Origin of the sequence: Rhizobium sp. NFR03, assembly GCF_900111275.1 — a bacterium.
Taxonomy (GTDB): domain Bacteria; phylum Pseudomonadota; class Alphaproteobacteria; order Rhizobiales; family Rhizobiaceae; genus Ferranicluibacter.
This window is the reverse complement of sequence record NZ_FOGR01000019.1, coordinates 1-24,015: the sequence shown is the minus strand read 5'-3', so window position 1 is coordinate 24,015 and position 24,015 is coordinate 1. Positions and strand designations below refer to the sequence as shown.

The 24,015-nt window shown below is 58.6% G+C and carries 22 protein-coding genes, 3 pseudogenes and 1 other annotated feature; of the genes and pseudogenes, 14 read left to right on the top strand and 11 right to left on the bottom strand.

Features of this window, described 5'->3' with window-relative positions; genetic code table 11:
* On the top strand, positions 1-662 hold a 662-nt coding region (locus tag BSG19_RS25025; protein WP_092990727.1), incomplete at its 5' end, for a beta/alpha barrel domain-containing protein.
* 296 nt (positions 663-958) lie between these two features.
* Here the strand turns inward: BSG19_RS25025 and BSG19_RS25020 are convergent.
* The gene (locus tag BSG19_RS25020) at positions 959-1,510 is read right to left on the bottom strand and encodes a TetR/AcrR family transcriptional regulator (protein ID WP_210185420.1); all 552 of its coding nucleotides are present in this window, start codon (positions 1,508-1,510) and stop codon (positions 959-961) included.
* A gap of 167 nt (positions 1,511-1,677) precedes the next feature.
* On the opposite strand from BSG19_RS25020, the gene BSG19_RS25015 reads away from it, so the two are divergent.
* The 4 genes from BSG19_RS25015 (at position 1,678) to BSG19_RS25005 (ending at position 4,667) form a co-directional block, all read left to right on the top strand.
* On the top strand, positions 1,678-2,889 hold the full coding sequence (locus BSG19_RS25015) for an MFS transporter (RefSeq protein WP_244529430.1): 1,212 nt from the start codon (positions 1,678-1,680) through the stop codon (positions 2,887-2,889).
* A 552-nt stretch (positions 2,890-3,441) separates the two neighbouring features.
* Positions 3,442-3,666 carry a hypothetical protein gene (locus tag BSG19_RS25010; protein WP_092990730.1) on the top strand — a complete coding sequence of 75 codons (225 nt, stop codon included), beginning with the start codon at positions 3,442-3,444 and terminating at the stop codon, positions 3,664-3,666.
* A gap of 223 nt (positions 3,667-3,889) precedes the next feature.
* On the top strand, positions 3,890-4,012 hold the full coding sequence (locus tag BSG19_RS26530; protein ID WP_280142437.1) for a hypothetical protein: 123 nt from the start codon (positions 3,890-3,892) through the stop codon (positions 4,010-4,012).
* A 175-nt stretch (positions 4,013-4,187) separates the two neighbouring features.
* The gene (locus tag BSG19_RS25005) at positions 4,188-4,667 is read left to right on the top strand and encodes a hypothetical protein (RefSeq protein ID WP_092990725.1); all 480 of its coding nucleotides are present in this window, start codon (positions 4,188-4,190) and stop codon (positions 4,665-4,667) included.
* A gap of 51 nt (positions 4,668-4,718) precedes the next feature.
* On the opposite strand, the gene BSG19_RS25000 is transcribed toward BSG19_RS25005, so the two are convergent.
* The 3 genes from BSG19_RS25000 to BSG19_RS24995 form a co-directional block, all read right to left on the bottom strand.
* Positions 4,719-4,943 carry a hypothetical protein gene (locus BSG19_RS25000; RefSeq protein ID WP_092990724.1) on the bottom strand — a complete coding sequence of 75 codons (225 nt, stop codon included), beginning with the start codon at positions 4,941-4,943 and terminating at the stop codon, positions 4,719-4,721.
* Between the two features lie 82 nt (positions 4,944-5,025).
* Entirely contained in the window at positions 5,026-5,166 is a 141-nt protein-coding gene (locus tag BSG19_RS26240; RefSeq protein WP_170866110.1) for a hypothetical protein, read from the bottom strand.
* Between the two features lie 144 nt (positions 5,167-5,310).
* On the bottom strand, positions 5,311-5,577 hold the full coding sequence (locus tag BSG19_RS24995) for a DUF1488 family protein (protein WP_092990729.1): 267 nt from the start codon (positions 5,575-5,577) through the stop codon (positions 5,311-5,313).
* A gap of 619 nt (positions 5,578-6,196) precedes the next feature.
* On the opposite strand from BSG19_RS24995, the gene BSG19_RS24990 reads away from it, so the two are divergent.
* The 7 genes from BSG19_RS24990 (at position 6,197) to BSG19_RS24965 (ending at position 11,882) form a co-directional block, all read left to right on the top strand.
* A complete protein-coding gene (locus tag BSG19_RS24990; RefSeq protein WP_244529429.1) occupies positions 6,197-6,931 on the top strand; it encodes an alpha/beta fold hydrolase in 735 nt (244 codons plus the stop codon).
* Between the two features lie 5 nt (positions 6,932-6,936).
* Entirely contained in the window at positions 6,937-8,097 is a 1,161-nt protein-coding gene (locus BSG19_RS24985) for a PAS domain-containing sensor histidine kinase (protein WP_092990722.1), read from the top strand.
* Between the two features lie 105 nt (positions 8,098-8,202).
* Positions 8,203-9,606, top strand: a complete 1,404-nt coding sequence (locus BSG19_RS24980) for a sensor histidine kinase (protein ID WP_092990721.1) — start codon at positions 8,203-8,205, stop codon at positions 9,604-9,606.
* 14 nt (positions 9,607-9,620) lie between these two features.
* On the top strand, positions 9,621-9,986 hold the full coding sequence (locus tag BSG19_RS24975; protein WP_170866108.1) for a response regulator: 366 nt from the start codon (positions 9,621-9,623) through the stop codon (positions 9,984-9,986).
* Between the two features lie 292 nt (positions 9,987-10,278).
* A complete protein-coding gene (locus BSG19_RS26235; protein WP_170866107.1) occupies positions 10,279-10,449 on the top strand; it encodes a hypothetical protein in 171 nt (56 codons plus the stop codon).
* A gap of 30 nt (positions 10,450-10,479) precedes the next feature.
* A complete protein-coding gene (locus BSG19_RS24970) occupies positions 10,480-10,743 on the top strand; it encodes a hypothetical protein (protein WP_092990719.1) in 264 nt (87 codons plus the stop codon).
* A gap of 137 nt (positions 10,744-10,880) precedes the next feature.
* The gene (locus tag BSG19_RS24965; protein ID WP_092990718.1) at positions 10,881-11,882 is read left to right on the top strand and encodes a sensor histidine kinase; all 1,002 of its coding nucleotides are present in this window, start codon (positions 10,881-10,883) and stop codon (positions 11,880-11,882) included.
* A 43-nt stretch (positions 11,883-11,925) separates the two neighbouring features.
* On the opposite strand, the pseudogene BSG19_RS24960 reads toward BSG19_RS24965, so the two are convergent.
* Positions 11,926-13,216, bottom strand: a pseudogene (locus BSG19_RS24960) (IS3 family transposase).
* Positions 12,782-12,937, bottom strand: a sequence feature (AL1L pseudoknot). It overlaps the preceding pseudogene by 156 nt.
* 187 nt (positions 13,217-13,403) lie before the next feature.
* Here BSG19_RS24960 and BSG19_RS24955 point away from each other — a divergent pair.
* Both BSG19_RS24955 and BSG19_RS24950 read left to right on the top strand, forming a co-directional pair.
* Positions 13,404-15,650: a methyl-accepting chemotaxis protein gene (locus BSG19_RS24955; protein ID WP_092990717.1), complete on the top strand. Its 2,247-nt coding sequence runs from the start codon at positions 13,404-13,406 to the stop codon at positions 15,648-15,650.
* A 189-nt stretch (positions 15,651-15,839) separates the two neighbouring features.
* Positions 15,840-16,018 (top strand): annotated as a pseudogene (locus tag BSG19_RS24950) (transposase); the annotation flags it as partial.
* Between the two features lie 40 nt (positions 16,019-16,058).
* On the opposite strand, the pseudogene BSG19_RS24945 reads toward BSG19_RS24950, so the two are convergent.
* The 6 genes and pseudogenes from BSG19_RS24945 to BSG19_RS24920 form a co-directional block, all read right to left on the bottom strand.
* A pseudogene (locus BSG19_RS24945) lies at positions 16,059-17,255 on the bottom strand (IS3 family transposase).
* 126 nt (positions 17,256-17,381) lie between these two features.
* Positions 17,382-18,413, bottom strand: a complete 1,032-nt coding sequence (locus tag BSG19_RS24940; protein WP_092990716.1) for an ABC transporter ATP-binding protein — start codon at positions 18,411-18,413, stop codon at positions 17,382-17,384.
* On the bottom strand, positions 18,410-20,116 hold the full coding sequence (locus BSG19_RS24935) for an ABC transporter permease (protein ID WP_092990715.1): 1,707 nt from the start codon (positions 20,114-20,116) through the stop codon (positions 18,410-18,412). The genes BSG19_RS24940 and BSG19_RS24935 overlap by 4 nt, the downstream gene beginning before the upstream one ends.
* Positions 20,117-20,173: 57 nt before the next feature.
* Positions 20,174-21,178 (bottom strand): Fe(3+) ABC transporter substrate-binding protein, encoded by a 1,005-nt coding sequence (locus tag BSG19_RS24930; protein WP_092990728.1) that lies wholly within the window; start codon positions 21,176-21,178, stop codon positions 20,174-20,176.
* Positions 21,179-21,441: 263 nt separating this feature from the next.
* Positions 21,442-22,128, bottom strand: a complete 687-nt coding sequence (locus tag BSG19_RS24925) for a response regulator (RefSeq protein WP_092990714.1) — start codon at positions 22,126-22,128, stop codon at positions 21,442-21,444.
* A complete protein-coding gene (locus BSG19_RS24920) occupies positions 22,125-23,468 on the bottom strand; it encodes a sensor histidine kinase (RefSeq protein WP_139274832.1) in 1,344 nt (447 codons plus the stop codon). The genes BSG19_RS24925 and BSG19_RS24920 overlap by 4 nt, the downstream gene beginning before the upstream one ends.
* Positions 23,469-24,015: the final 547 nt, after the last annotated feature.

Below are 24,015 nucleotides of genomic sequence, written 5' to 3'. Positions count from 1 at the left end.
CATACCTTTGGGAAGATCGCGGAATCTTCTCCTTTCTGAAGGTCGACAGCGGTCGAGAAGCCGAGCACGATGGCGTTCAATTGATGAAGCCCATTGCAAATCTTAGCAATTTGCTTGAGCGCGCGTTGGAAAAGGGATGCCTTGGGACGAAAATGCGCTCGGTCGTGCATTCAGCGTCCGAAAAAGGGATTTCTGCTGCTGTCAGGCAACAATTTGAAGTGGCATCGACGATCTTAAAGAGTGGATTGATCCCGATTATCGAGCCTGAGGTTCTCGTCAGCAGCCCGGATAAGGCGATTGCCGAAGACATATTGGTAAAGGAAATCCTCAAGAACCTTTCCGAACTTTCTCATGGGACGCAGGTCATATTGAAGCTTACTTTGCCAAGTCAGCCGGATCTCTACGCAGCCCTTGTCGAGCATCCCAAGGTTGCCCGAGTTTTTGCCTTATCCGGGGGCTATAGTCTAAAGGTCGCTTGTGAAAAACTTAGAGAGAACACCGGGGTGATTGGAAGCTTCTCGCGGGCTCTGTTTGAGAATCTACGTGTTTCCATGCCGAACGCCGAATTTGACCGAAATCTCTCTCAAAACATTGAGGAGGTATATCTGGCTAGTGCACAGAAAGGCGAGAACGCTGACGTGGTGCATCCGAGACTGCAATGAATGACTACGTGAATTTCAAGGCCTGTTCCCTGTTGCACCGACGACAAATTTGCCTTTACGCGACATTCCTCAACCACCGGACAGGTGGTGAGATCAGATCTACGGCTTTGTCGGCGGTTGGTTCACCCGTAGGACATTATCTCGGCTTGGGAGGCCAGAGAGTTGAATCAATTTGAAATTTCAACGACAAATATGGCGCCGAGAGTTCTAATCCGTTCAAGAGCTTAGCTAAACACAATTGGTTTGCAGTCGCCCCGAAGCAGTCATCCAGTACCGCCCCTTCGCCCAGGCCACTCTCACGTCGCCATGTGCCGATCCCATATCTGCATCAATGCTGTCACAGCTTCGTTGATATCGCCGCCATCAGCACCATCCCGTGCTTCAAATGCGATACCCATCAGAAAGGTATGAAACAGGGTCGCCAACCCACGTACATTCGTGGTGCTGACAAGCTCTCCTGCATCGACTGCACGCCTGATGCAGGTTTCGATGCCCGCACGATTTCGCATCCGGTCGGCTGCGAGCACATCATCTACGTGACGATTTTCGGGCGCACAGTTGTTGGCCCCCAGGATCATCAAGCATCCTAGCGGGTGCGTCTTGTCGGTTTGCATCCTTGCGGAAAGCTTCAGAGCCGTCTCGATAGCTTCGCGTGGTGGCAGAGCCTCATTCTTTAGGCTTGCAGTTACGCGCCCGTAGGAGGCCTGATAGCGCAGGACGACCTCGTCGAAGAGGGCTTCCTTAGACCCGAAGGCCGCATAAAAACTTGCCGGAGAAATGTCTCCCATCGCGGCTTTCAGTTGATTGAGAGAGGTCGGCTCATAGCCCTGCTCCCAGAATAGGATCATCGCGGCATCCAGTGCCTTGTCTCTGTCAAACGCCCTTGGCCGCCCAGTTCGAGCCATATCGTGCCTCCGTGATTTATTCTGTACTATTCGATCCAGAATATCTTGCCAAGGGTGCTTGATGTCGATATCTGGATCGTACGATCCATATATCGAGGTTCATGAAATCAATGAAAACTACCGAATCTAAAAAAGACACCCAACGATTGCCTGTTGCTGGGTTGCTGGCACTGGCGATGACTGGCTTTATCTGCATTCTCACAGAGACGCTTCCCGCAGGGCTGCTGCCGCAGATCACTGAGGGGTTAGCCGTTTCTCCATCACTCGCTGGCCAGATGGTGACTGTCTACGCCCTCGGTTCGCTGCTGGCGGCGATTCCTTTGACGATTGCCACAAGCAGTTGGCGGCGCAGGACAGTCCTACTGTCCACCATCATTGGTTTTCTGGTCTTCAACTCTGTTACAGCGATTTCGTCCAACTACACGCTCACTTTGGTCGCACGGTTTTTTGCTGGCGTTGCCGCTGGTTTGGCCTGGAGCCTTTTGGCAGGCTATGCACGACGAATGGTCCCTTCACACCAACAAGGGAAGGCGATGGCGATCGCTATGGTCGGAACGCCGATCGCGCTGTCGCTCGGCGTGCCGATGGGGACATGGCTTGGTGCGCAGGTCGGCTGGCGAACCGCCTTTTGGATTATGTCGATATTGACTTTGATCCTGATCGGCTGGGTCGTAATGAAAGTGCCGGACTATCCAGGCCAGAAGAAGGGCGATCGATTGCCCCTGCTTCGGGTATTTTCAACCCCCGGCGTTCGACCGGTCCTGTCCGTTGTCGTTGCATGGATGCTCGCTCACAACATTCTCTACACCTACATCGCACCCTTCGTTCAGTCGGCCGGAATGCAGGATCGGGTCGACCTTGTTCTCCTGGTATTTGGCCTGGCTGCGCTCGTCGGCATCTGGATGGCGGGAAAGCTGGTCGACCGACTTCTGCGAGCAACCGTGCTGACCAGTCTAGCCGCCTTCGGCCTGGTATCTCTTCTTTTCGGGATCGTCTCGATGTCACCTTGGGTCATATATGGTGGCGTTGCCATTTGGGGCCTGACATTCGGCGGCGCCGCGACGCTCTTGCAAACCGCCCTGGCAGACACCGCGGGTGATGGTGCAGACGTTGCTCTTTCGATGAACGTCGTCGCCTGGAATGGCGCCATCGCGGGCGGTGGAATCATGGGCGGTATTCTTTTGGATGCGTATGGCCCCACGGCGTTTCCCTGGGCACTAACCGTTCTGCTCGTCATCGCCCTTTTGATCGCCTGGTCCGGACGGGCGCGCGGATTTACGCCAGGTGCACGTACCTCCAACGCAAAGGTGGGGGGACACTGACGCTTCACGAAGACATGGATCGGTCCTATCGTTGCAGCGATGGGGCCGAAACACGACTGCGACCGAAGTGCGGAGCCATGTCTCCCATTGGCGCGTAGTAACAACGGGTCAGCGGTTCGATTCCGTTCAAGGCGTGGAACGCGGCGTGGTTGAGGCGTGCCCTTTGGGGCGCGCCTCTTCAACCTGTCCCTAATCGCTGCCGCATGAAATGGTTAGTTTTCGCAGCAAGCTGGTCGTCGGCATTCGGTTGACCGGACACTCCATCTATTGGATGCGCCCATCTTCGCCAAAGTAGCGCCGTGAGCCCGTGCTCGATGACATCGTGCTCCGATTCGGCCCTCGGAAGTGAGGAGTAACCACTGAACTGAGTACGAGATACCGTGTACTTGTCTCCCTCAACGACGCCCTCGGGCCGGGCTTTTAACGCATGCCGCGTCCGACTTGCAAAATCTTCCGGGGGTAAGCAGGCAAGATCGGGCTCACTCCGTCGACGAGGGTGTCGATGAGAACATTCTGCACGACCAGATCGTCTGGAGGCAGTACAGTGATCCGATGAGCAAGTTTGAAGAAATCGAAGCAGCCGTGCTCGAGCGACTGCGCACGATGAAGGCGGCCCCTGAGGTAAGGATTAACCTTCTGGACCTGGGAGTGCCCTTGAACGCCGCTGGCTACTCGCAGGAGGAAATTATGGACGTTCTGCTTGCTCTTGAGCAGGAGAAGCTTGTCGCGTTCGCCGCTGGAAACCGACTGCTCATCCTCAAGGACCTGCCGCAGTAGAGAGCGACCGATTTCTCCGCGATATGAAGAGGTATGGAGACCCAACACCGATTGTGCTCGACGCGGTTTCGGCGCATCATAGGTCTTCGGCAGCTATTGTGCGGGCGCTGTCGCTTGAGGGCTTGATGCCCTAGCCTCAATGCAAAGGAGGACGATATGTCTTCCAGTACCCAATACCTGTTTCGCTCATACGAAAACATGTCGCTCTGCATGAGCCTGAACCATGCATAACGCCCGGCGGAACCTTCACCTGCGGCAAGCGGCGATGATCGTCGTGAATGGTGCGGTCATGGTCATGCTGCTTCTGTCGGTGTTTCTGATATTCGCGACACTGTTCGGCTTTTGACCAGGTCGAGAGCAGGCCACTTGCTTATCCAAGATACTATCGCCGCAGCTTCTGCTTCCCGACGAAACCAGCCTGCGGGCCAATGACCCTTCGGACTATCTAGCACCGCTGCCTGATGTGTCTCGAGCGTCAGCGGTTCCGCTTTTCCAACCGTAGAATTGCAACAGGATTCAGCATGACGAAGCCAATCGACGAGCGCCTCAACAAGGTTCTGGTAATGGGGAGCCGCATTGAGGGGGAAGCCCGACGAAAGCAGGAGGAGGCAAGTCTCATCAAGTCGCGCAAGGCCGAGCGCAAGCAATGGGTCGAGACAAACTGGGTTCAGACCTTCCGCCCCAAAATTGAAAGCGCGATCGAGACACTGAACCAGAAGCTCCAGATGGCTGACATGCCGAAGATGCGGCTGACCGAACCGTCAGCAGGAACGTCTTCGAAGGTGGAGATGGAACTTGCGAGTGCGATTTCCGGGCGTTCCATCCGCAGCGCGGTCAGTCTGACGGATGATCATATCCAGTTCCAGCATTACAGCCGGTCGTCGGCGCAGAGTGTCGCGGTTGGCCACAGCATCATCCCTTTGAACGACTTCAGCACTGATGCGGTGCAGGGTGTCCTCATCGACGTCCTCGAGGCTTTCACGGCCGATCTGCCGAGGTAGAAGCTATCATCAGGCCGCTCCTTCGATATCGATCTGGAGCGGCCTGGTCACTCAGCGCTGAAAAGCAGCGCGGCGTTCAACATGTTTCTGCCAGGTCGTTGCCGCGTCTGCTGCGGTCTGCTCGTCGTTGAAGTCGAAGGTATGCTCGCCGCGGGCTCTTGTCGCCGGATCGAAGGGCACCTCGCGATAGGCAGTCCCCTCGGTGATGCCGACCGAAGCCAGGACGCTTCGTATCTCGCGGACTTGATGACCGTTGATGTCAAAATGAACGTTCATGAACGTGTTCCAGTCTTCGTTTATGTGAAGTTTGTGCAGCGCTTGCCGAGGGTGGCAGAATAAAGAGAGGTGCATAACGCCGTCAGGGCGTGTCTACGGGCTCTTCGGGCACTCGGGCGGTTTTCTTGCCGACGGGAGCAGCCTTCTCTAACACGGCTGCGCGAAGCGCGTTGTCGGTGTCTCTCTTGAGTTCGGCGGGCGTTTTCGGGCGAAACTCGATCATTTTGCTGTCCTTGTTGAGCCGCGCTTCTAGCGGTTCGTTTCTTTAATTCGCATGCGGTGTTTGATGTCCGATCCCCCAGCAACTTGTAGGGGCGGGAAGAAGGCAAGCTTTCGCCGACATCGGAGCAGCAGCCGTCGTAACAAGCTAACGAAGATCTTGGACGTCCAGTCCGATCATGTTTCCGCGCTTCTTCGTATATGCGGCATCGGCAGCCTTCAGGATCGCGCTACGAAGATCGTCGAACGATGCAAGGTAGTCATCCTCGCTGGTATTCCGCTGAGATTTCGCCGAGCTAAGGGCATCGGCCGCGACGAAGAATTTGGTCTCCGACATCCCGTCATACCCGACAAAGCGAACACATTGGTTTCTGCTGTCGAAGTTGCGGGACAGGTTGGGGAAGCTAAGCGACATATTGACCTGCGCTTCCGTGTTGGATCCAAACCCATGAGGCATGCTCATTCGGCCGGGACGATCCGGATCTCAATGGAGGTGTTGGCTTGAAAGAAGCCTGAACGTTTACATGGGAAGACATGACGTCATCCTCGATTGGGGCAAGGTTCCTTTGCCTCGATGACAGCGCCCGTTCCGCGAGCTGTCACTCCATCTCAGATCGTGTCGATCAGGGGGATTACAAGAGGTATCGCGGCGGCCTCTGTAGTTAGGCAACTCTGGCCGACGGGATGAACAATAGCGTCTCAAGACGGACCGGTTCGTCGTTTCAGGAGGACACCTCTTCGGCTGTCATGATCGACGTCCACGTCTACACCAAACTCTAGATGAGCTTGGTGCCGTTTCTCTCTCCGGTAGCGGTACGCGGGAGGCTGGCACATTGATTCCGGTGGGATCAGTTGCAACAGTAGCGTGGTGTGCGGGGGTTACAACTATGATATCTTTGATTTTTGGGATATTCGAATGAAGCCCCTTTGTCTCTAATTGTCCGGGTTCTATCCGGCCTGCGAATGGACTTGGAATGCCTGTCTCTGCACACACTCGCAACAACGTCATGACGACAGGTGTCGGATCCAGGACGATGATGTTTGCCCATGGCTACGGATGCGATCAGAGCATGTGGCGATACGTAGCTCCCGACTTCGCTGAGGATTACAGCATCCTGACATTCGACCATGTGGGAAACGGAGGATCCGACAGCACCGCTTTCGATCCTGCAAAGTACGCGAAATTGCAGGGCTACGCCGACGATGTTGTCGAAATCGCCCGTGAGGCGAACGTGCGCGGTGGAGTTTTCGTCGGGCATTCCGTCAGTGCGATGATCGGCGTTCTCGCATCGATCCAGGCGCCCGAGTTGTTCGATGAGCTCGTATTGGTCTGCCCGTCGCCATGTTTTCTAAATGACGGAGACTACATCGGAGGGTTTTCCGAAAGCGATGTCGACGAACTTTTGGCGTCCATGGCCGACAACTTCGCCGCATGGTCGAACACGATGGCTCCAGCAATCGTTGGAAACGGTGGAAGGCCGGAGCTGGGACAGGAACTGGCTGCTGCCTTTTGCCGGATGGATCCCGAGGTTGCACGCGTCTTCGCCCGGGCCACCTTCACGTCAGACAACCGCTCCGATCTTCCGCACGTCTTGGCCCGGGCGCTGGTTGTGCAGTGCAGGGACGACATTCTGGCCGGGGAGCACATCGGAGCTTACGTTGCCGCCAATATCCCTGATGCCGCGCTCGTTGTGATCGACGCCACTGGCCATTGCCCCAACCTGAGCGCGCCAGACGCCGTCACGGCCGCGATCAAGGCATTCATCTGACCGCTATGCAAACACCGCCATCAACAGGATTGCCGACGACGGAAGATCTTTTCGAGGATGCTCCCTGTGGTTACCTCGTTCTCGACAGGGACGGGAAGATCGCAAAGGTGAACCGAACCTTCTGTAAGTGGCTCGCGTATTCCCGCGATGCGCTTCTCGGGCAGCGGTTTTCGTCATTACTCAGCGTGTCGGGACGCATCTCGTACGAGACGCACTTCATACCGTTGTTGCAGCTTCAAGGCTTCTCCCACGAGATCTCCTTCGATCTTCTAGCCGCTGACGGAGGCAGGTTCGCGGCAAGCATGAGTGCGCAATTGCATGGTATCGCCGAGCTGGAGGCTTCAATCCGGATCACCGTCTTCCCTGCGCTTCAGCGTCGGAGATACGAGCGGGATCTGGTGGAGGCACGCGAAGCGTCGGAAGCCGCACGACTGACTGAGCTGGAAACGGGTAAGCTCAGGGAAGAATTTGTCGCGGTGCTAGGCCATGACCTGCGCAACCCGCTCGCTGCACTGTCGGCCGGCGTGAGGGCACTTTCACGCGAAGGCTCGACGGAGCGTGGAGCGCGAATTCTTGGTCTCATGGACGGCAGCATCCAGCGGATGTTCGGCCTCATCGACAACGTCCTGGACTTCGCTCGCGCAAGACTGGGCGACGGCATCGGGCTCACGCGCTGCGTGACTGAACAGCTTCCATCGATCCTGACCCAGGTCGTCGAAGAACTGAGCACAACGCATCCTGATCGCGTCATCGATGTCGAGTTCGACTTGAAGGCCCCGGTAGACTGCGATCCGAGCCGTATCGCTCAGCTCGTGTCGAACCTGCTTGGCAATGCCATCACGCATGGAGCGGAGAACCGTCCAGTTTCGATCACAGCGGTCAGCAGCGCGGCCGGCGATCTTACCGTCATGGTGTCTAACGAGGGGCCGTCCATCCCGCATGACGCAATGGAGCGGCTCTTCGAACCCTTCGTGAGAGGAGCATCGCGCGGCTATAGTGAAGGTCTTGGTTTAGGCCTGCACATAGCGTCTGAGATCGCAAAAGCACACGGCGGGACGCTCACCGTTTCCTCGTCCGGCGGCCTGACGCGCTTCACGCTGCATCTGCCGGGTCGACCGGACCCGGAAATCAACGAAGCCGATGAGCCTCGAGCGCATCGGCCATGATACTATGCTTCCAGCTCTGGATGGGCACGAACGCTCGACTATCTCCCACGCGACGGCAGCACTGCGGTCCGCTTCGAACCGCCACACGGGAGGGTACTCCATCAAATGCCTGAAACGCGCACGGACTTTGCAGCGATATTCCGTGGGATGCCTCAGCCATATCTCGTCCTAGACGCTGAGCTGTTGATCGTAGGTGCCAGCGACGTGTATCTGGCTCTCACCGACCGGTCTCTCAGTGACATCGTCGGACGGCACATCCTGGAAGCATTCCCGGAGAATCCTGAGGACGTCGGTTCCGTCGAGCAGGGACCGCTGGAAGTCTCTCTGCGTCATGTCCTTGCCACGGGCCGAGCGCACGAGATGGCCGTCATCCAATACGATATTCCCAAGCCGGGCGGTGGCTTCACGCAGAAATTCTGGACACCCGTACATTCGCCTGTTCTTGGTGCCGACGGCAGCGTCGAGTACATCATTCAGAACCCGATGGACGTCACGGAAAGCGTCATTGCCTCCCGCGAAGCGGACGCGCGTCTGAGGGTGGCAATGCATGCTGCCAATCTGGCCTCCTGGGAATACGAACCGGAAACCGACATCTTCCGACGCGGTCATCTCGTCGATCGAATGTTTGGGTTTGCACCCGGCGAAGGCGGTCCCGTCGCTGCGCCGTTCTACGCACGCCTGCATGAGGCGGATCTTGCAAAGGTTCGCGCATCTGTGGATGCCGCAATGAGCTCCGTCGACCAGACGGTGATCGAAATCTCCTACCGTATCGTGTGGCCGGATCGTGCCGTGCGGCATGTTATTTCCAGAGGGGAAGTGCTGCGCACCTCGACCGGCCAGGTGCGGCTGATCGGCGTGCTGATGGACGTGACCGCCGACCGGAACCGGGAAGCGGAGCTCGCTGACGCGGTTGCCCTGCAGGCCGAGTTTCTCGAGGAGAAGGACCGCCTGCTCGCCGAACTCAACCACCGGGTCAAGAACAGCCTCCAGCTTGTCGTCAGTACGCTTCGGCTGCAGGCGCGCCGTGTGACGGATGATAATTGCAGAGAGACATTGAGCAGAGCCATCTCTCGCGTGAGGTCTATCGTTTCGGTTCATGAGCGGCTCTACAGGGATAGCCACGCGCTGAGCGTCGATATGACAGAACACCTGCGCGGGCTTTATCTCGATGTCGTAGGAAGCGAAGGACAGGACTTCACGGTTTCCGTCGATCCGATCCGCTTGCAACCTGAAGCCGCCGTTCCGGTTTCTGTGATCGTGAACGAGCTGATCAGCAGAGTGGTGCAGAACCCCGATGACAAGATAGTGGTGTCTCTGCGTGAGTCAGGAGACGGGATGCTGTCTCTCTCCGTTTCCGGACGACAAAGGCCAGATGACGATGAGGTGCTGCTGGATGTCGGAAAAAGGATCGTAGCTGCGATGGCTGCTCAGATCGGAGCGAACTTTACAGAGACATCTACGGATGGACGGTATCAGGCTGAGCTGGCGTTCAGGAGGGATGCTTCCTGATGCCAATGAGGATCATGATCGTTGAAGATGAGATGCTTCTTGCTCTGGATCTGGAAGACATGCTGATCGACGCCGGCCATTCTGTGGTCGGTCAGGCATCGGACATGGAACAGGCGATCCGTCTTGCAGACAGGGTAGAGGGTCAGGTCGACGTTGCCATCATGGATGTGAACCTCGCGAGGGGTTCCAATGGCGTTGAGACGGCAAAGGCGCTGCGTGAGCGATGGAATATTCCGTCGTTGTTCGTCAGCGGAAACCTGGATGAACAGACGAGGCGGTTGGCCAGACAATGGCAGCCAGTCGGCTTCGTAGGCAAGCCATACTCCGAGCGCGAGGTACTTGCAGCTATAAGAAGCATGGAGACAGCACAGATGTGCTGATTGCGCCTACTGTCGGCTCTACCATTCCCGTGGGCTTCTGAACGAACTTCCCCGGCGTGCGCCGAACCACAAATGCGTTACGGCAATCAAGAACGGCGTAAAACTCGCAAATAATAATATAGCTGACGACATTGATATGCTCCGGTGGATGCCGTTCCTAACAAAGAATCCGGGAATGAGTTCCGTTGTTTAGCTGTGGTGTATATATTCTGTTCTTGAATCCGGTTCTTGACGTTGGGTGTTTGCGAAGCATGTTTCCTGCTGTCTCAAAGCTGGTGATGGAGATGGATAGGTGTCTGAAGAGAAGCGCAAGCGCAGGCCCAAAGGTGTTGCGGCTTTAGGCAACGTCGCCCAAACGAAGATAGCCGTTGAAGCCATGCTCAAGGACGAGGTCGAGGCACGGAAAAAGAAGAGCGAGCGACTTCGAGAGCTTCGTCTAGGCCACTCAACAAGCGCTGGCTAACTCGTATCTGGCTTGAGCTAAGGAAAATACATGGACGTCGTTTCTCCATCGTTCCCTCCGAACCATTCGGACTATGACCTTGCATGCCAGGTGGCACTGGATCTTCCGGTTCAGGACGTTATCGACAGGGCCGTGCTGGCAGGCTGGCGCACGGAGGACGTCCTCTCGGCGCTCGAGGAAGTCGCCAAGAGCAAGGCTGTCGCGTACCAGCACGACCCCGATCCGGAGGATGAGGCGACGGATGAGGCGGTTGATCCCACGACTCCCGCATTTTCAGGATTCTCCGTCGACTGATCTTGGTCCGCTTGGGCAGGCTGAGACAAGTTTCCTTCGGCACCGAGCAGGAAGGCGACACGGACGATTGTGCGGGTCTGCATGCATCTATACTCATTGCCGACGTTGCATGTGAGGACGGCGATGAGTGGACACCCATGAATACCAATATTGCTAACCAGCCTGACTGGGGACCCGAGCATCTTCGCCGTGCCATTCAGGCCGCAGGGGTGTCTCTGTGGTCTTGGCACGTCGATACCGACGTCTTCCTGATGGATCCCCACGGCTACCGGCTCTGGGACATCGGTGCCGACGGTGTCGTGACATTCGAGCGACTTTCCGAGAAGATCCATCCTGCCGACAGAGACCGCGTCAGAGCCGCCTTCACGGCGACTAGGGTAATCGTCGGCCCCTACGAGATCGACTTCCGGATCATCGTCGGGCCGAACGTCCGCTGGGTTTCCGCACGTGGCCAGGGCAATGACGAAGGCATCGTCGAGCGCATCATGACGGGCATCTTTCTCGACGTTACTGGTCGCAAGCAAGCCGAAGAGGGACATGAGCTGCTCGCCGGAGAGATGAGCCACCGTGTCAAGAACCTCTTGGCCATCGCAAGTGGCTTGACCCAGATCACGTCCCGGTCTTCATCCTCTAAGGAGGAGATGACCGAACAGCTCATGGGACGGCTGACGGCACTTGGTCGCGCCCACGATCTCGTGCGGCCGCTGCCGGACGGGCAGGGCGAAGCGGCTCTGCTCGGCGATCTCTTCACCGTTCTGCTTGCCCCTTATGACAGCATCTCGCCTTTCTCCGGACGGGTCCGCGTTGCTGTTCCAAGAATGGGGGTTGGCGTGCAGGCCGCGACTGGTCTGGCTCTCGTCGTTCATGAGCTTGCAACGAACTCGCTGAAGTATGGATCTCTATCAAGCGCCAACGGAACTCTGAACGTGGCCGGAACCATCGTCGGGGACGATGTTGATATCACCTGGAGCGAGCAGGGTGGTCCCGAGGTCGCGCCACCTCAGGGTCCGGCAGGCTACGGAAGCAAGCTGATGGAGCGGACCATGACCGGGACGCTCGGGGGCTCCATAACGTATGCATGGCCAGCGAGCGGCGCGCTCATCTCGATACGTATCAGGCTGGATCGAATTGCTCTATGAGTTCTGAACCGCACCGGGTTTGCCGGAGGCCATTTCGTTTAAGTTATGCGGCCATGGCTGCATCTTGCAGCATAGCGTAATACCGCTCTTCAGCTTCGGCTGGCGGTATATTCCCGATTGGCTCGAGAAGTCGTCGGTGGTTGAACCAATCGCCCCAGTCCAAGGTGGCGAACTCCACCGCCTCGAAGCTGTGCCATGGTGCACGCCGATGGATGACCTCGGCTTTGTATAGACCGGTGATCGTTTCGGCGAGAGAGTTGTCGTAACTGTCGCCGACGCTTCCGACAGAAGGCTCGATGCCAGCTTCTGCCAACTTCCCGGAGTAGCGAATGGACACGTATTGAGCCCGCTGTCTAAGTGGTGCACGAGGCCGCCGCCATGAACGGGACGCCGATCCTGAAGTGCCCGCTCAAGGGCATCGAGGACAAAGCTTGATGTGCCATCGGGCTCGCCCGCCAGCCAACGATGCGACGAGCAAATAGGTCGATGACATCCGCGCAAATGCGCAGCATTTGTCGCGTGGCCACGTAGACAAAACCCTGCCAGGTGGCGACATAGGTGAAGTCCGAAACCCACAGCCTGTTAGGTGCTGGGGCTTTGAACTGGCGGTTAACCCGGTCAAGCGGGCTCGGGGCCGACTTGTCCGAGAACGTCGTGCGGATCGGCTTTCCCCGAATGACACCTTGCAGGCTCATCGCCCTCATAGGCCGGGCGACAGTGCAACGGGCGGCGTCGACGCCCTCGCGCTGCAATCGCCGCCAGACCTTGCGAACGCCATAGACGCGGAAGTTCTGTTCGAAGACACGACGTATCTCGATCTTCAGGCCGATATCGCTGCGGGCGCGGACTGACAAGCGATCCACGTCCAGGCGTTTGGCGACATTCTCGTAGTAGGTTGACAGGGCGATCGGCAGTAGTCTGCAGATCGGCTCGACCCCGAACACACCACGGTGTTCGTCGATGAACGAGATCATCGCTTGAAGGGGCGGTCGAGCTCTCCTTGCCCGGCAAGCGAATGCTTGCATTCGCTGAAAGGGGCCATCGCGAAATACGCAGATGCCTTGCGCAAAATCTCGTTGGCCTGACGAAGCTCGCGGTTCTCGCGCTCAAAAGCCTTCATCTTCACGGACACATCACTCGGCAGGCCGGCTCGTTTGCCACTATCGACCTCGGTCTTCTTGACCCATTTGTGCAGCGTGGCTGGCGAGCAGCCAATCTTCAGCGATAGAGGAAACGGGAGCCCACCGCGAGGGATGCTCGGCCTCGTGGTCCAGCACAATACGCATGGCACGCCCACGGACTTCAGGTGAAAACTTGTTCGTTGCCTTGCTCATGGTGGCTCCACTTTCTCAGAAGTTGGAGCCTCCGGCAAACCCGGTGCGGTTCAGTCAACCCTCGCAGTTATCGATGCAGCCCGCGACATGAATACCGGAGTTGAAGGAAATTTTATTAATAGGTTATTAGACCAGAACCTATATCCTTCAATGTTATCTAAATCCAGCTTCTATTGGGTGGGCTGATATGTTCTCAATTCGTAATGTTCTCATCACTGTCTTCATACTGATCAGTATAGCGCTAAGCACACTTGTCAGCAAATCTCTTTACATCTCCTATGTTGACTACGGGACATTCAGGGAAGTGGCTGAGCGCACGGCCGTTGACAAGGCGTTGTTCGATGTTTTGCTGAACTTCCGGCTTGAGCGCGGGCATAGCTCGACGGTGTTGTCGACTTCGGCAGACAAGGCACGGAGCACGCTCGCCATGCTGCCGGACGACCGCAATAAGGTCGATGCTGCAATGGTCGATCTTAGTGCGGCTGCGGCATCTGTAGACGACCCGCAGCTCGCTCCGCTGCTCATTAAGATCAAGACCGCCTATGAGAGCAACCTAGCCCAGCGCAAGGACGTCGATCGTCAGTTGGCCCTACCGCTCGAAGCGCGTGACAAATCGGTCCGTGAGACCCTGATGTCGTCGGGCGCAGAATTGTTGACCGACCTAGAGGCTGCATCCAATGTAACCGAGGCCGGCATTCGCACACTGGACAACTCGTTGATGGATCTCATCCAAATTCGGGTCAACGCATGGACCACCCGCGCTTCCGTCGGAGCTGCCGCAATTGTGCTGAACAAGGCAACAGCCAACGGTGAAGTCCTGCCTCAAGCAGATATCCTTGATATGACAACGAGCCTTGGCCGCGCCGCCTATGCATGGAAGCAGGTCAAAACGCTGATCGATCATCCTCTCACCGCCGCCTCGTTGAAAGCGTCGTTTGCCAATGCCGAAGCAACCTTTTTCGGTGGTCAGTTTGACCAGATGCACAAGTCGATTATCAAGAACGTTTCGAGCGGCAGTGTTGCCGGCGTGAGCCTTGAAGACTGGCAGTCAGGAAGCGCCAAGGGGCAGGCAACAATCGCCGATGTAGCATTGAAGGCGATGATGGTTCTGAACGATACGGCCAACGATCTCGCATCAGCAGCACTGCAGGCTGTCATCGCCTATACAGCACTCTTGCTCGGTACTTTGGTCATGGGGTTTGCTGGTTTGCTGATCGTTGTCTGCCGCGTTGTCCGTCCGATCGGCGCCCTGACGCACTCCATGCAGACACTGGCGCAGGGCGATGCCGACCTTAATATCCCCTTTCTTGATCGTCGGGACGAGGTTGGCAAAATGGCCGTCTCGCTGGAGACATTCCGTCTGGCCGCCCTCCGCAACAGGCAGCTCGAAGCCGGGGCTGAGGAAAGCCGGATCGCTGCGGAGCGGGACCGTATTGAGACGCAACGACGCGCCGAAAGCGAAGCCGAAGCGCGGCTCTCCCAGGCTACAGGTTCCCTTGCTGCCGGTCTGAAGCGCCTTGCGGCCGGAGATATGCTTTGTGAGATTGAAGTGCCTCTTGCACCGCAATTCGAGGCTTTGCGCAGTGACTTCAACTCTTCCGTTGCCCAATTGCGCGATGCGCTGCAAAGTGTCGAGGGGTCCGTATCTACGGTCAGCAGCGGCGCCCGCGAAATTTCCGTTGCATCAGACGATCTAGCTCGTCGCACCGAGCAACAGGCTGCCTCGCTTGAAGAGACTGCTGCTGCTTTGGAAGAAATTACAGCCAACGTCGTTTCGACCTCGAAGCGTACAGGCGAAGCACGTAACGTAGTGCGCGACGCGCGCGTCCAGGCCGACAGGTCGGGTGCTGTTGTGCGCGATGCAGTGACTGCAATGGAGCGAATCGAGCATTCCTCACGCCAGATTGGCCAGATCATCGGCACGATTGATGAAATTGCATTCCAAACGAACCTTCTTGCGCTTAATGCCGGGGTCGAGGCAGCGCGGGCTGGTGAGGCCGGAAAGGGCTTCGCTGTCGTTGCACAAGAGGTTCGCGAGCTTGCGCAACGCTCTGCTGCTGCGGCCAAGGAGATCAAGACGCTTATCGGTAACTCTGCGACGGCTGTAGCCGAAGGCGTCAAGCTTGTCAGCGAGACGGGTCAGGGACTTGGCGAGATCGAGAGCCTCGTGCAAGTGGTGAATGTGCATATGGACGCAATTGCCATCGCCGCGCAGGAGCAGTCGGTTGGGCTTGCGGAGGTCAATACGGCGGTGAATCACATGGATCAAGCCACCCAGCAGAACGCCGCAATGGTCGAGGAAATGAACGCCGCAGGTGCTGGTCTTGCGCAGGAAAGCGCCGGCCTTGAAAGCCTGCTCGGCAATTTCGATCTCGGGCGACGCGCAGTAACTCAGCAGTTGCGCAATGCCGCCACCCGAATGCAGGCTGCCTGAGCATCGACAAAATGCACTTTTATTCCGTTCATCGTCCAAGAAGGGGGCCGTCGTCGCGCGGCCCCCTTCGGTTGGGGTCGGCCGTGTTTTCAGAAGATGCGCCCCAAAATGCCCTAGATCACATACCCGTGAAATAGTTTTTGTTTGAATGGATTGTGATTCACTTCCTGTATTGATCCGGAGGCAGTGATGGCGCGGTTCGATTTGACGGCTTTTGAGTGGTCAGTGATTAAGCCACTTCTTCCGACGAAGGTGCGTAGCAAGGCTCGCGTTGATGTTCGGCGGGTGCTGAAGGGAATTTCTGGCGACTGCGGACCGGTGCGCGTTGGGCTGATATTCCGGCTCGTTATGGTCCTTATACGACATGCGTCATTTGCCCTGCCGCCATCGGCTGATCCGGGTTTAATGTTAGTGCATGCTGGGTCTAGCCGCCACCGCCGGGGTTGATGCCGGTCCGTTCTGGCGGGGCCACACGGTGGCTTCGGGTGCCAGTGGCTTGTAGTTGAGCGATGAGTGCGGACGTACAGGTGTTGTAGTGCTGCCGCCAACCCTCGATGATGATCTTTGCCTCCTTGAGCGTGTAGAAGATTTCTCCATTGAGCAGTTCGTCCCTGAGCTTCGAGTTGAAGCTCTCGCAGTAGCCGTTTCCCCACAGACTGCCCGGCATAATGTACGCTGTCTTGGCACTGACCAGCGCAATTCATTCCCTCAGAGCCTTGGCGATGAACTCAGGACCATTGTCGGAACGAATATGTGCCGGGATGCGCGCAGGATGAACAGATCAGAGAGCACATCGATGACATCGACCGCCTTCAGCTTTCTCTCGACCCTGATGGCGATGCATTCTCGCGTGAACTCGTCGATCACGTTTAACATGCGGATTTTCTTTCCATTGTGCGTCCGGTCCTCGACAAAATCGTAGGACCAGACATGGTTGGGGTACTCCGGCTGAAGCCGGATACACGAACTGTCGTTCAGCCAGAGCCGACCGCGCTTGGGCTGCCTGGATGGAACCTTCAGCCCCTCCCGTCGCCATATTCGCTCGACCCGTTTGACGTTCACGATCCAACCCGCGTGGTGCAGCATCGCCGTGATGCGACACCTTACGCCAATTGAAGACAATTGGCTGTTGGCCCGGGGATAACCATAGCGGCCATATTGGAGGGCGAGCGCCGTAATGTCGGCGATCAATGCCGCTTCGTCAGCCGGTGTCTTTGCGTTTTTGCTGTGTGTGGAACGATGCTGGCCGAGAACCCGGCTTGCCCGTCGCGCGGACAGACCAAGTTCTTCAGTGACATGGTCCACACAGGCAGAGCGGCGGGCGGGCTTAGACGTTTCCCCTGGCGACCTCCGCAAGGATTATCTTGTCCAGTGTCGAATCGGAAACGGCCCGCTGGAGACGCGCATTCTCGCCCTCCAAGTCCTTCAGGCGCTTTACCTGATCGTCCTTCAGGCCACCGTATTCAGCCCGCCAGCGATAATATGTAACTTCCGTTACGCTATCGATCGGATCGCTTCCGCCATTGATTTGCCCTGTGCATTCAGCACGTCAACCTGACGAAGCTTCGTAACAATCTCTTCTGCCTTGTGTCTTTTCGCTACCAGTCGAATGTCCTTCTTCGGCTCACACGCCGTGGTTGAAGAAGTATCACTTTCAGCCGGCAGACCACTCGATCCTTCCGCCGTACGGGCATGCCGCCGGCAATGACAGGAGCATGTCCGAAGGCGCATTCAGAAGATCAGGACCTTCCTCGGCAGGACCGAGAAGAAGACCATATCCGCGTCCACTGGCAGACGGGTAGGGGTGGCGACAGTCAGCGGCTGGTCTAGTCCCTCGACCTCCAGGACGACATTCTCCGTGGTGCCGAGAAAGACGCGCTGCCGGATTCGCGCTTGAACGTCGCCGGGAACCGTGGTGACATGGATCGCATCAGGGCGGATAAAGACGGTCGTCTTCCCCTCCCGCGTAAGACCGGACGGCGCGGCGAAAGTTCCGACACGCGTTTCCACCCTCCCGCCACGTATAAAGCCGGGCACCGCATTCAGGGCGCTGAAAAACGCCGCGGCGTAGGCGTCTACCGGCCGGTCGTAAAGATCGTAGGGCGTTCCCGCCTGCACGATACTGCCTTTGCGCATCAGCACCACGCGGTTCCCGGCCGACAGCGCCTCCTGCGGGTCGTGCGTGACCATGATAACCGTGGTGCCGGAAGCACGCAGCACCGAGAGCGTCTCGTCTCTCACGCGCTGGCGAAGACCCTGGTCGAGGTTGCTGAAGGGCTCATCCATCAGGATGATGCCGGGCTCCGGCGCCAGAGCCCTTGCAAGCGCCACCCGCTGCTGCTCCCCACCGGACAGAGCGTGGGGAAACCTGCCGGCAAGGTGCGCGATGCCGAGCCGGCCGAGCAGATCCTGCGCACGGGCCGTCGCGTCGGCGCGCTTGCGTTTCTTCAGTCCGAAAAGGACGTTATCGCGAACGCTCAGATGGGGGAAAAGCGCGTAGTCCTGAAACATGAAGCCGACGCCACGGGCTTCCGGTTCGATGAAGCCATCGCCGTCAACGGGGCGACCGTTGAGAAAGACATGCCCGGAATCCAGCCTTTCCACGCCGGAGATCACCCGCAGAAGCGTCGATTTTCCGCAGCCGGAGGGTCCGACGAGCGACAGCACATCTCCCTGAGGGATATCGAGAGACAGGTCGTCGAGTGCGGCGGTGCTTCCGAAGCTGCGTTTCGCGTTCTCCAGCTGTACTGCGGGCTCCGTCATATCCGGACACCCTCGCCATGGTCGTTATCCCGCGCCAGCACTGACGACGCCGGTCCTGCGATGCCGACGCGGGACAGGAAGATGACGGGCAGGACGGAGATCGCGACGATGGCAAGCGCTGCGATCGAGGCCTCCTCATAGGTGCCGCGCGCCGCCTCGCCGTAGAGATGGGTTGCGAAGGTCTCGATATTGAGCGGACGAAGAAGGAGCGTTGCAGGCAGTTCCTTAACGCAATCGACGAAGACCAGCAGTGCGGCGGCGGCAATCGCTGTCTTCGATAGGGGCAGGTGAATGTGCCGGAACGTACCGGACGGCGACTGGCCGAGGGTGCGGGCGGCATGGTCGAGCGAGAGGGGGATGCGCGACAATCCCGCCTCGATGCCGCCGGCGGAGATGGCGAGAAACCTCACGGTCAGGGCATAGACGACGGCAGCGCCGGACCCCAGGAATACGAGGCCGGTGGAGATGCCCAGCCACTGGAGGGCGGCGCCATCGATGAAGCGGTCCGCATTGCCAAGCACGATCAGAACGCCGATGGCAACGACGGTGCTCGGGGCGGCATAGCCGAGCGTCGAAAGGCGCAGGAACCAGCCGGTGGCCGGGCGCAGGCGGGCCGCATAGGCAATGAGGAGGCCGAGCGTGATCGTCACAGCTGTCGCGAGCATGGCGATCACGATGGTGTTGACGGCCTCTTGAAGGAGGCGCGGCGAGAGCGCCGCGAACTGGTAACGTTTCCAGGCCTCCGTCACGAGGTAGGTGGCAGGCGCAACGAAGCCGAGCAGCACAGGCACAAGGCCTGCTGAAAGCAGCAGCAGGCCCTTCAGGCGTCCCGTAGGGACCGGTGTCATGCCGCGGCTGCGGCGGGTATCGCCGGCATAACCTTGTTTGCGCCGCGCCCACCGTTCGAAGGCGACCAGTCCGACGACGATCAGAAGCAGCATGAGCGCGATCTGCGACGCGCCGGGCAGATCGCTTCGGGTGACCCATGTCGTGTAGATCGACACCGTCATCGTCCGCACGCCGAGAAACTCAGCCGCCCCCACATCGTTCAGGGTCTCCATTAAGGCCAGCGCAACGCCGACAGCAACGGCGGGCCGCGCCATGGGCAGGGCGACACGCCGGAAAGCCGCATGCCTCGACATGCCAAGCGTGCGGGCCGCATCTATCAGATTGCCGGGCTGCGTCAGGAACATGGCCCGTGTCGGGGTATAGACATAGGGATACAGCACGAAGCCTAGAAGCAGGATGCAGCCTGCCATGGACCGGATATCCGGCAGGCGGAACTGTCGCGGACTTTCATAGCCGAGCAGCCAGCGGACGGCGCCCTGGACCGGCCCGATCGGGTGGAGAATGTCGAGATAGGCATAGGCGATGATGTAGGTAGGCACGGCGAGCGGCAGGAGCAGCGCCCATTCGAGAATGCGCCTGCCGGGAAACGCATACGCCGTGACCAGCCATGCAGCGGCGGTGCCGAGCGTGGCGGTGAGAAGGCCGACGCCGGTGAGAAGGATCACCGTATCGACCAACGCCACCGGCAGGATACTCGATATCAGATGTGCCCAGAGGCCGGGCGATCCTTTCAACGCTTCGGACGCCAGACCGGCGAACGGCAGCGAGACGACGAGGACGACAAGCCCGGCGCAGCCCGGCCAGCGCCTGCCGGAAGGTCTGAAAAGGCCGGTGGCCGGGGAACTGGCAGGCATTGCGATGTCCGGAGGTTTCGCCAAGACGGCGCTCCCCAGGAGCGCCGTGTTAGCGGATCAGTTGTCGAAGCCGACCTTGTCGACCAGCGCGCTTGCTTCCTTCCGATGGCCGACGATCTCGGACAACGGGGTCTTGTCGATTGTCAAAGGGCCGAACGCGGCGATGATGGGATCGGCTGCAACGCCGGCCTTGACGGGATACTCGTAATTCGCCTCTGCGTAGATCTTCTGTGCATCGTCGGAAACGAGGTATTCCAGCAGCTTCACGGCTTCGGCCTTGTTGGGCGCATGCTTGGCCACGGCCGCGCCGCTGATGTTAACCTGCGTGCCGCCATTCTTGAAAGTAGGCAGCACGACCTTGATTGCCTGCACCCATTTCGCCTGCTCCTCGCCGCCTTTGCCCGACGTCATCAGGCCGACATAGTAGGTGTTGGCGATGCCGATGTCGCAGATTCCGCCGAGGATGTCCTTGGCGACGTCGCGGTCGCCACCGGCGGCCTTTCGGGCAAGATTGTCCTTGACCCCCGAAAGCCAAGCCTCGGTTTCCGAAGCGCCGTGATGTGCGATATAATCGGCGAAAAGTGCGGTGTTGTAGGGATGCTGGCCTGAGCGAATGCAGACCTTTCCCTTGTATTTCGGATCGGCGAGATCCTCGTAATGGAAGGTCGTCAGGTCGAGGTCCTTGGCCGCGTAAAGGACGCGTCCGCGCATGGAGAGCCCGAACCAGTGACCCTTTGCATCGCGCAGCTGCGCGGGAACAGCGGACGTCAGCACGTCGGAATCGACAGGCTGCGTGACGCCCCGTTCGGCGAGATCGACGAGGTTGCCGGCGTCAACGGTCATCAGGATGTCGGCAGGCGAGCTTTCGCCCTCGGATACCACGCGTTCAGCAAGGCCGTCCTTGAGGAAGACCGTCTTGACCGTCGTCCCGGTCGATTTGGTGAAAGCTTCGAGAAGCGGCGCAATCAGGGCAGGCTCGCGGGTCGTGTAGACGTTCAGCTCGGCAGCTGCTGACATCGATGGAGACAGGGCCAGGAGAGCGGCGACGGCGGTCGCCGTCATAAAGGGATGCGCGTGCATGGAGTGCTCCTTGAAAAGGTTCGGAGAGCCGCAACCTGCGGCTTGCTTGCTGTGCTTCGATGTGGACGGCCCGGCCAGGCTTAATCTGTTCTCGATCACTCCACTTAAACGGATGCGCAGGTTCGATCCATGCGGACCAAGGTCCGTATCGCGGAGACTGCCGGATGCGTTTGTGAAGGGCCGACGAGCGATACTCAGACTCCGGCAGGAGACGGATGATGTCCATGGATACGCGGCCGCTTCGCTTAAAGCTTTGCCCGCTGCTGCCAGTCGCGCAGAACCATCGCGGCTTCTGTCCTGTTGCGGACCCGTAGTTTTCTGAGAATGCGGGTCATGACGTGCTTGATCGATTTTTCCTGCAACGCCAACAAACGCCCGACTTCCTTGTTGCTGTGACCTTCCGAGACGAGCAGGAGGATCTGCTCTTCTCGCGGTGTCAGTGCGGGTATCGCGGCAACGTCGGAATGGCCGGCACCCGTCGCCAGACCGTTAACCGGAGGGCGCCCGGGGAGGCGGAGAACGAGGCTTTCAGGAATGCAGGTCTTGCCGCTCGCAACGCACCGCAGCACCTGATGCAATTCTTCCACCTCGACACCCTTGAGCACATAGCCGCTGGCTCCGGCGGAAAGGGCGTCGCGAACGTCTGCATCGCTGGCAGATGCGGTCAATACGACGATCAAGGCGTTCGGGTCGATCTGGCGGATGGCGCGAATAGCGGCATGGCCTCCCCCCGGCATCGAGAGATCGAGCAGATTGATATCGGGCCTATGCGTCCGGAAGAGGGAAACGGCGTCAGCTGCACTTGCGCCTTCACCGACAATTTCGAGACCGGCCTCGTCCTCAAGGCCGCGAACGACCCCCATGCGAAACATCGGGTGGTCATCGACGATAGCGACCCGGAGTACCTCGGCTTTTCCTGCCACGTCGCTCATGGCAGGAACATCCTGACCGATGTTCCAGAAGGCGCGCCGTTCGACGCCGTAACGATCTCCATGCGTCCTCCGAGACTTGCTATCCGTTCTTTCAGGCCCGCCAGACCGAGCCCCGGCCGATGCGGGTCGGGCGCACTGGAAAAACCGGCGCCATCGTCCTTGACGCAAGCCATGATGCCGGTGCCGTGGGGTGAAACCTCGGCGCGGATATGGCTTGCTCCGGCGTGCCGCGTCGCGTTGCTCAAGGTTTCCTGCAGGAAACGATAGAGGCAGATCTTGGCGCCGTGCGTTTCCACCACGACATCCGCAACCGCCGACTCTACTGTGGCGCCCGAGTGGAACGCATGCGCTTTTATGGCGCGCAGAGCAACATCTCGACCCGACAGGCCCTCCAGTTCCGGCAGCTGCAGGTCCTGGCAGAGGCTCCGGATTTCGGAGATCGCGTCATCGATGGAGCGGCGAACCAAGGCTTCGTCGTCGGGGCGCCCCTTGCCCTTGCGGATGGCCTCCAGCCGCAGGACGGCGAAGCCGAGAAGCTGAGCGGGTCCGTCATGGAGATCCGCGGAGATGCGGCGCAGGTAGCGCTCGTTCAAGGTTACCGCGCGCTGTGCGGCCTCGTCCACAGCTTCTCGCAGCGTCGTATTGGCGGCAAGCAGTTGCGAGAGATGCTCCACCTGATCATCCAGCCGACGTCGCTGTTGTTCGATGCGACGGCTTCCTCGTGCGACGATGACGAACAGAAGCGCAAGCATGCCGATCGTTGCGGAGGCAACCACCAGCCAGCTGCGAAAACGTGCCCGCGACACCACCTCGCGGATATCCGCCGCGGGCCTGTAGAATTCCGCAACGCCGATGATCCGGCCGGTCCCGGCATCGCGTATGGGGCTATGGATCTCCAGAAGCTCTTGACCGCTGTCCCGCTCGACAACATGCTCGGCTCCCGCCATCTCGTCGAATTCTGCCACCACCTCGCCCTGTAGGGCGGCGCGCATTTCCGGTTGGAGAGCGAACCTTCGTCCAACCAGTTCCGGATCGCTGCTGAAGGCGACGGCTCCTTCCGGCGTCCAGATCTTGAACGAGAAGAAGCGTTCGGCCAAAGGTCCGGTCTCGACCGCTGCCAGCAGGAGGCTCTGTGCGGCGGGATCGATCGCAGCTTGGCGCGCGAGGACCTGGGAGAGGGGAGAAACGATACTGTCCACGAACAGCGCCGTTGAATCCGCCCGGTTCTGCACGATCGCCCTTTCGATATTGTCAGTGACCCAGAGCCCGATGACCGTCATGCCGGCGATCAAGACGATCAGCCCGGCAATCATGAACTGTTGAGCAAGAGTGAAATGCACGTTTTGACGTCGAGGAAACTCGGGGGGCACTACCACAATGCTATGCGCCTTCTCGAGTTCGGGCCGATTGGTCTAGATTCTTAAAGGTTGAGTGACAAACAATTCCGGATCAGTTTCCCTTCCGACTACCGTGAACTCCGCGATGAGAACAGGCGGATAGCTCCACAACCGAAGTGAGCTCGGATAAACCTCTCGCGAAGACAGAACAGCTTTATACGTTACGGATCAAGAACTACGTGGCAGACAAGGACATATGCGCTGTGGCTCGATTCAAAAGAGGCCTTCTCATAAAGGTCCGGTTTACTGGCCGAGGAACAGATGTTGATCCTCAGAGCATATTTTTCCTGCAGCAGGCGCTGTGGTAGCTGGCACAGTTGTCTATCAGTTTGCCGCGCAAAAGGCGAATTACCGAATGGGCGGCTAGCGAGCCGCATCTCCGTAAGGCGATAGTGCATGAGATCACGCCACGCCTTCTTCGCGAAGGGAACTCGAATGGTCTCGAAGACGGCTCAGCGTATCGTTCAGCGCGGAAACCTTGTCCAATCGC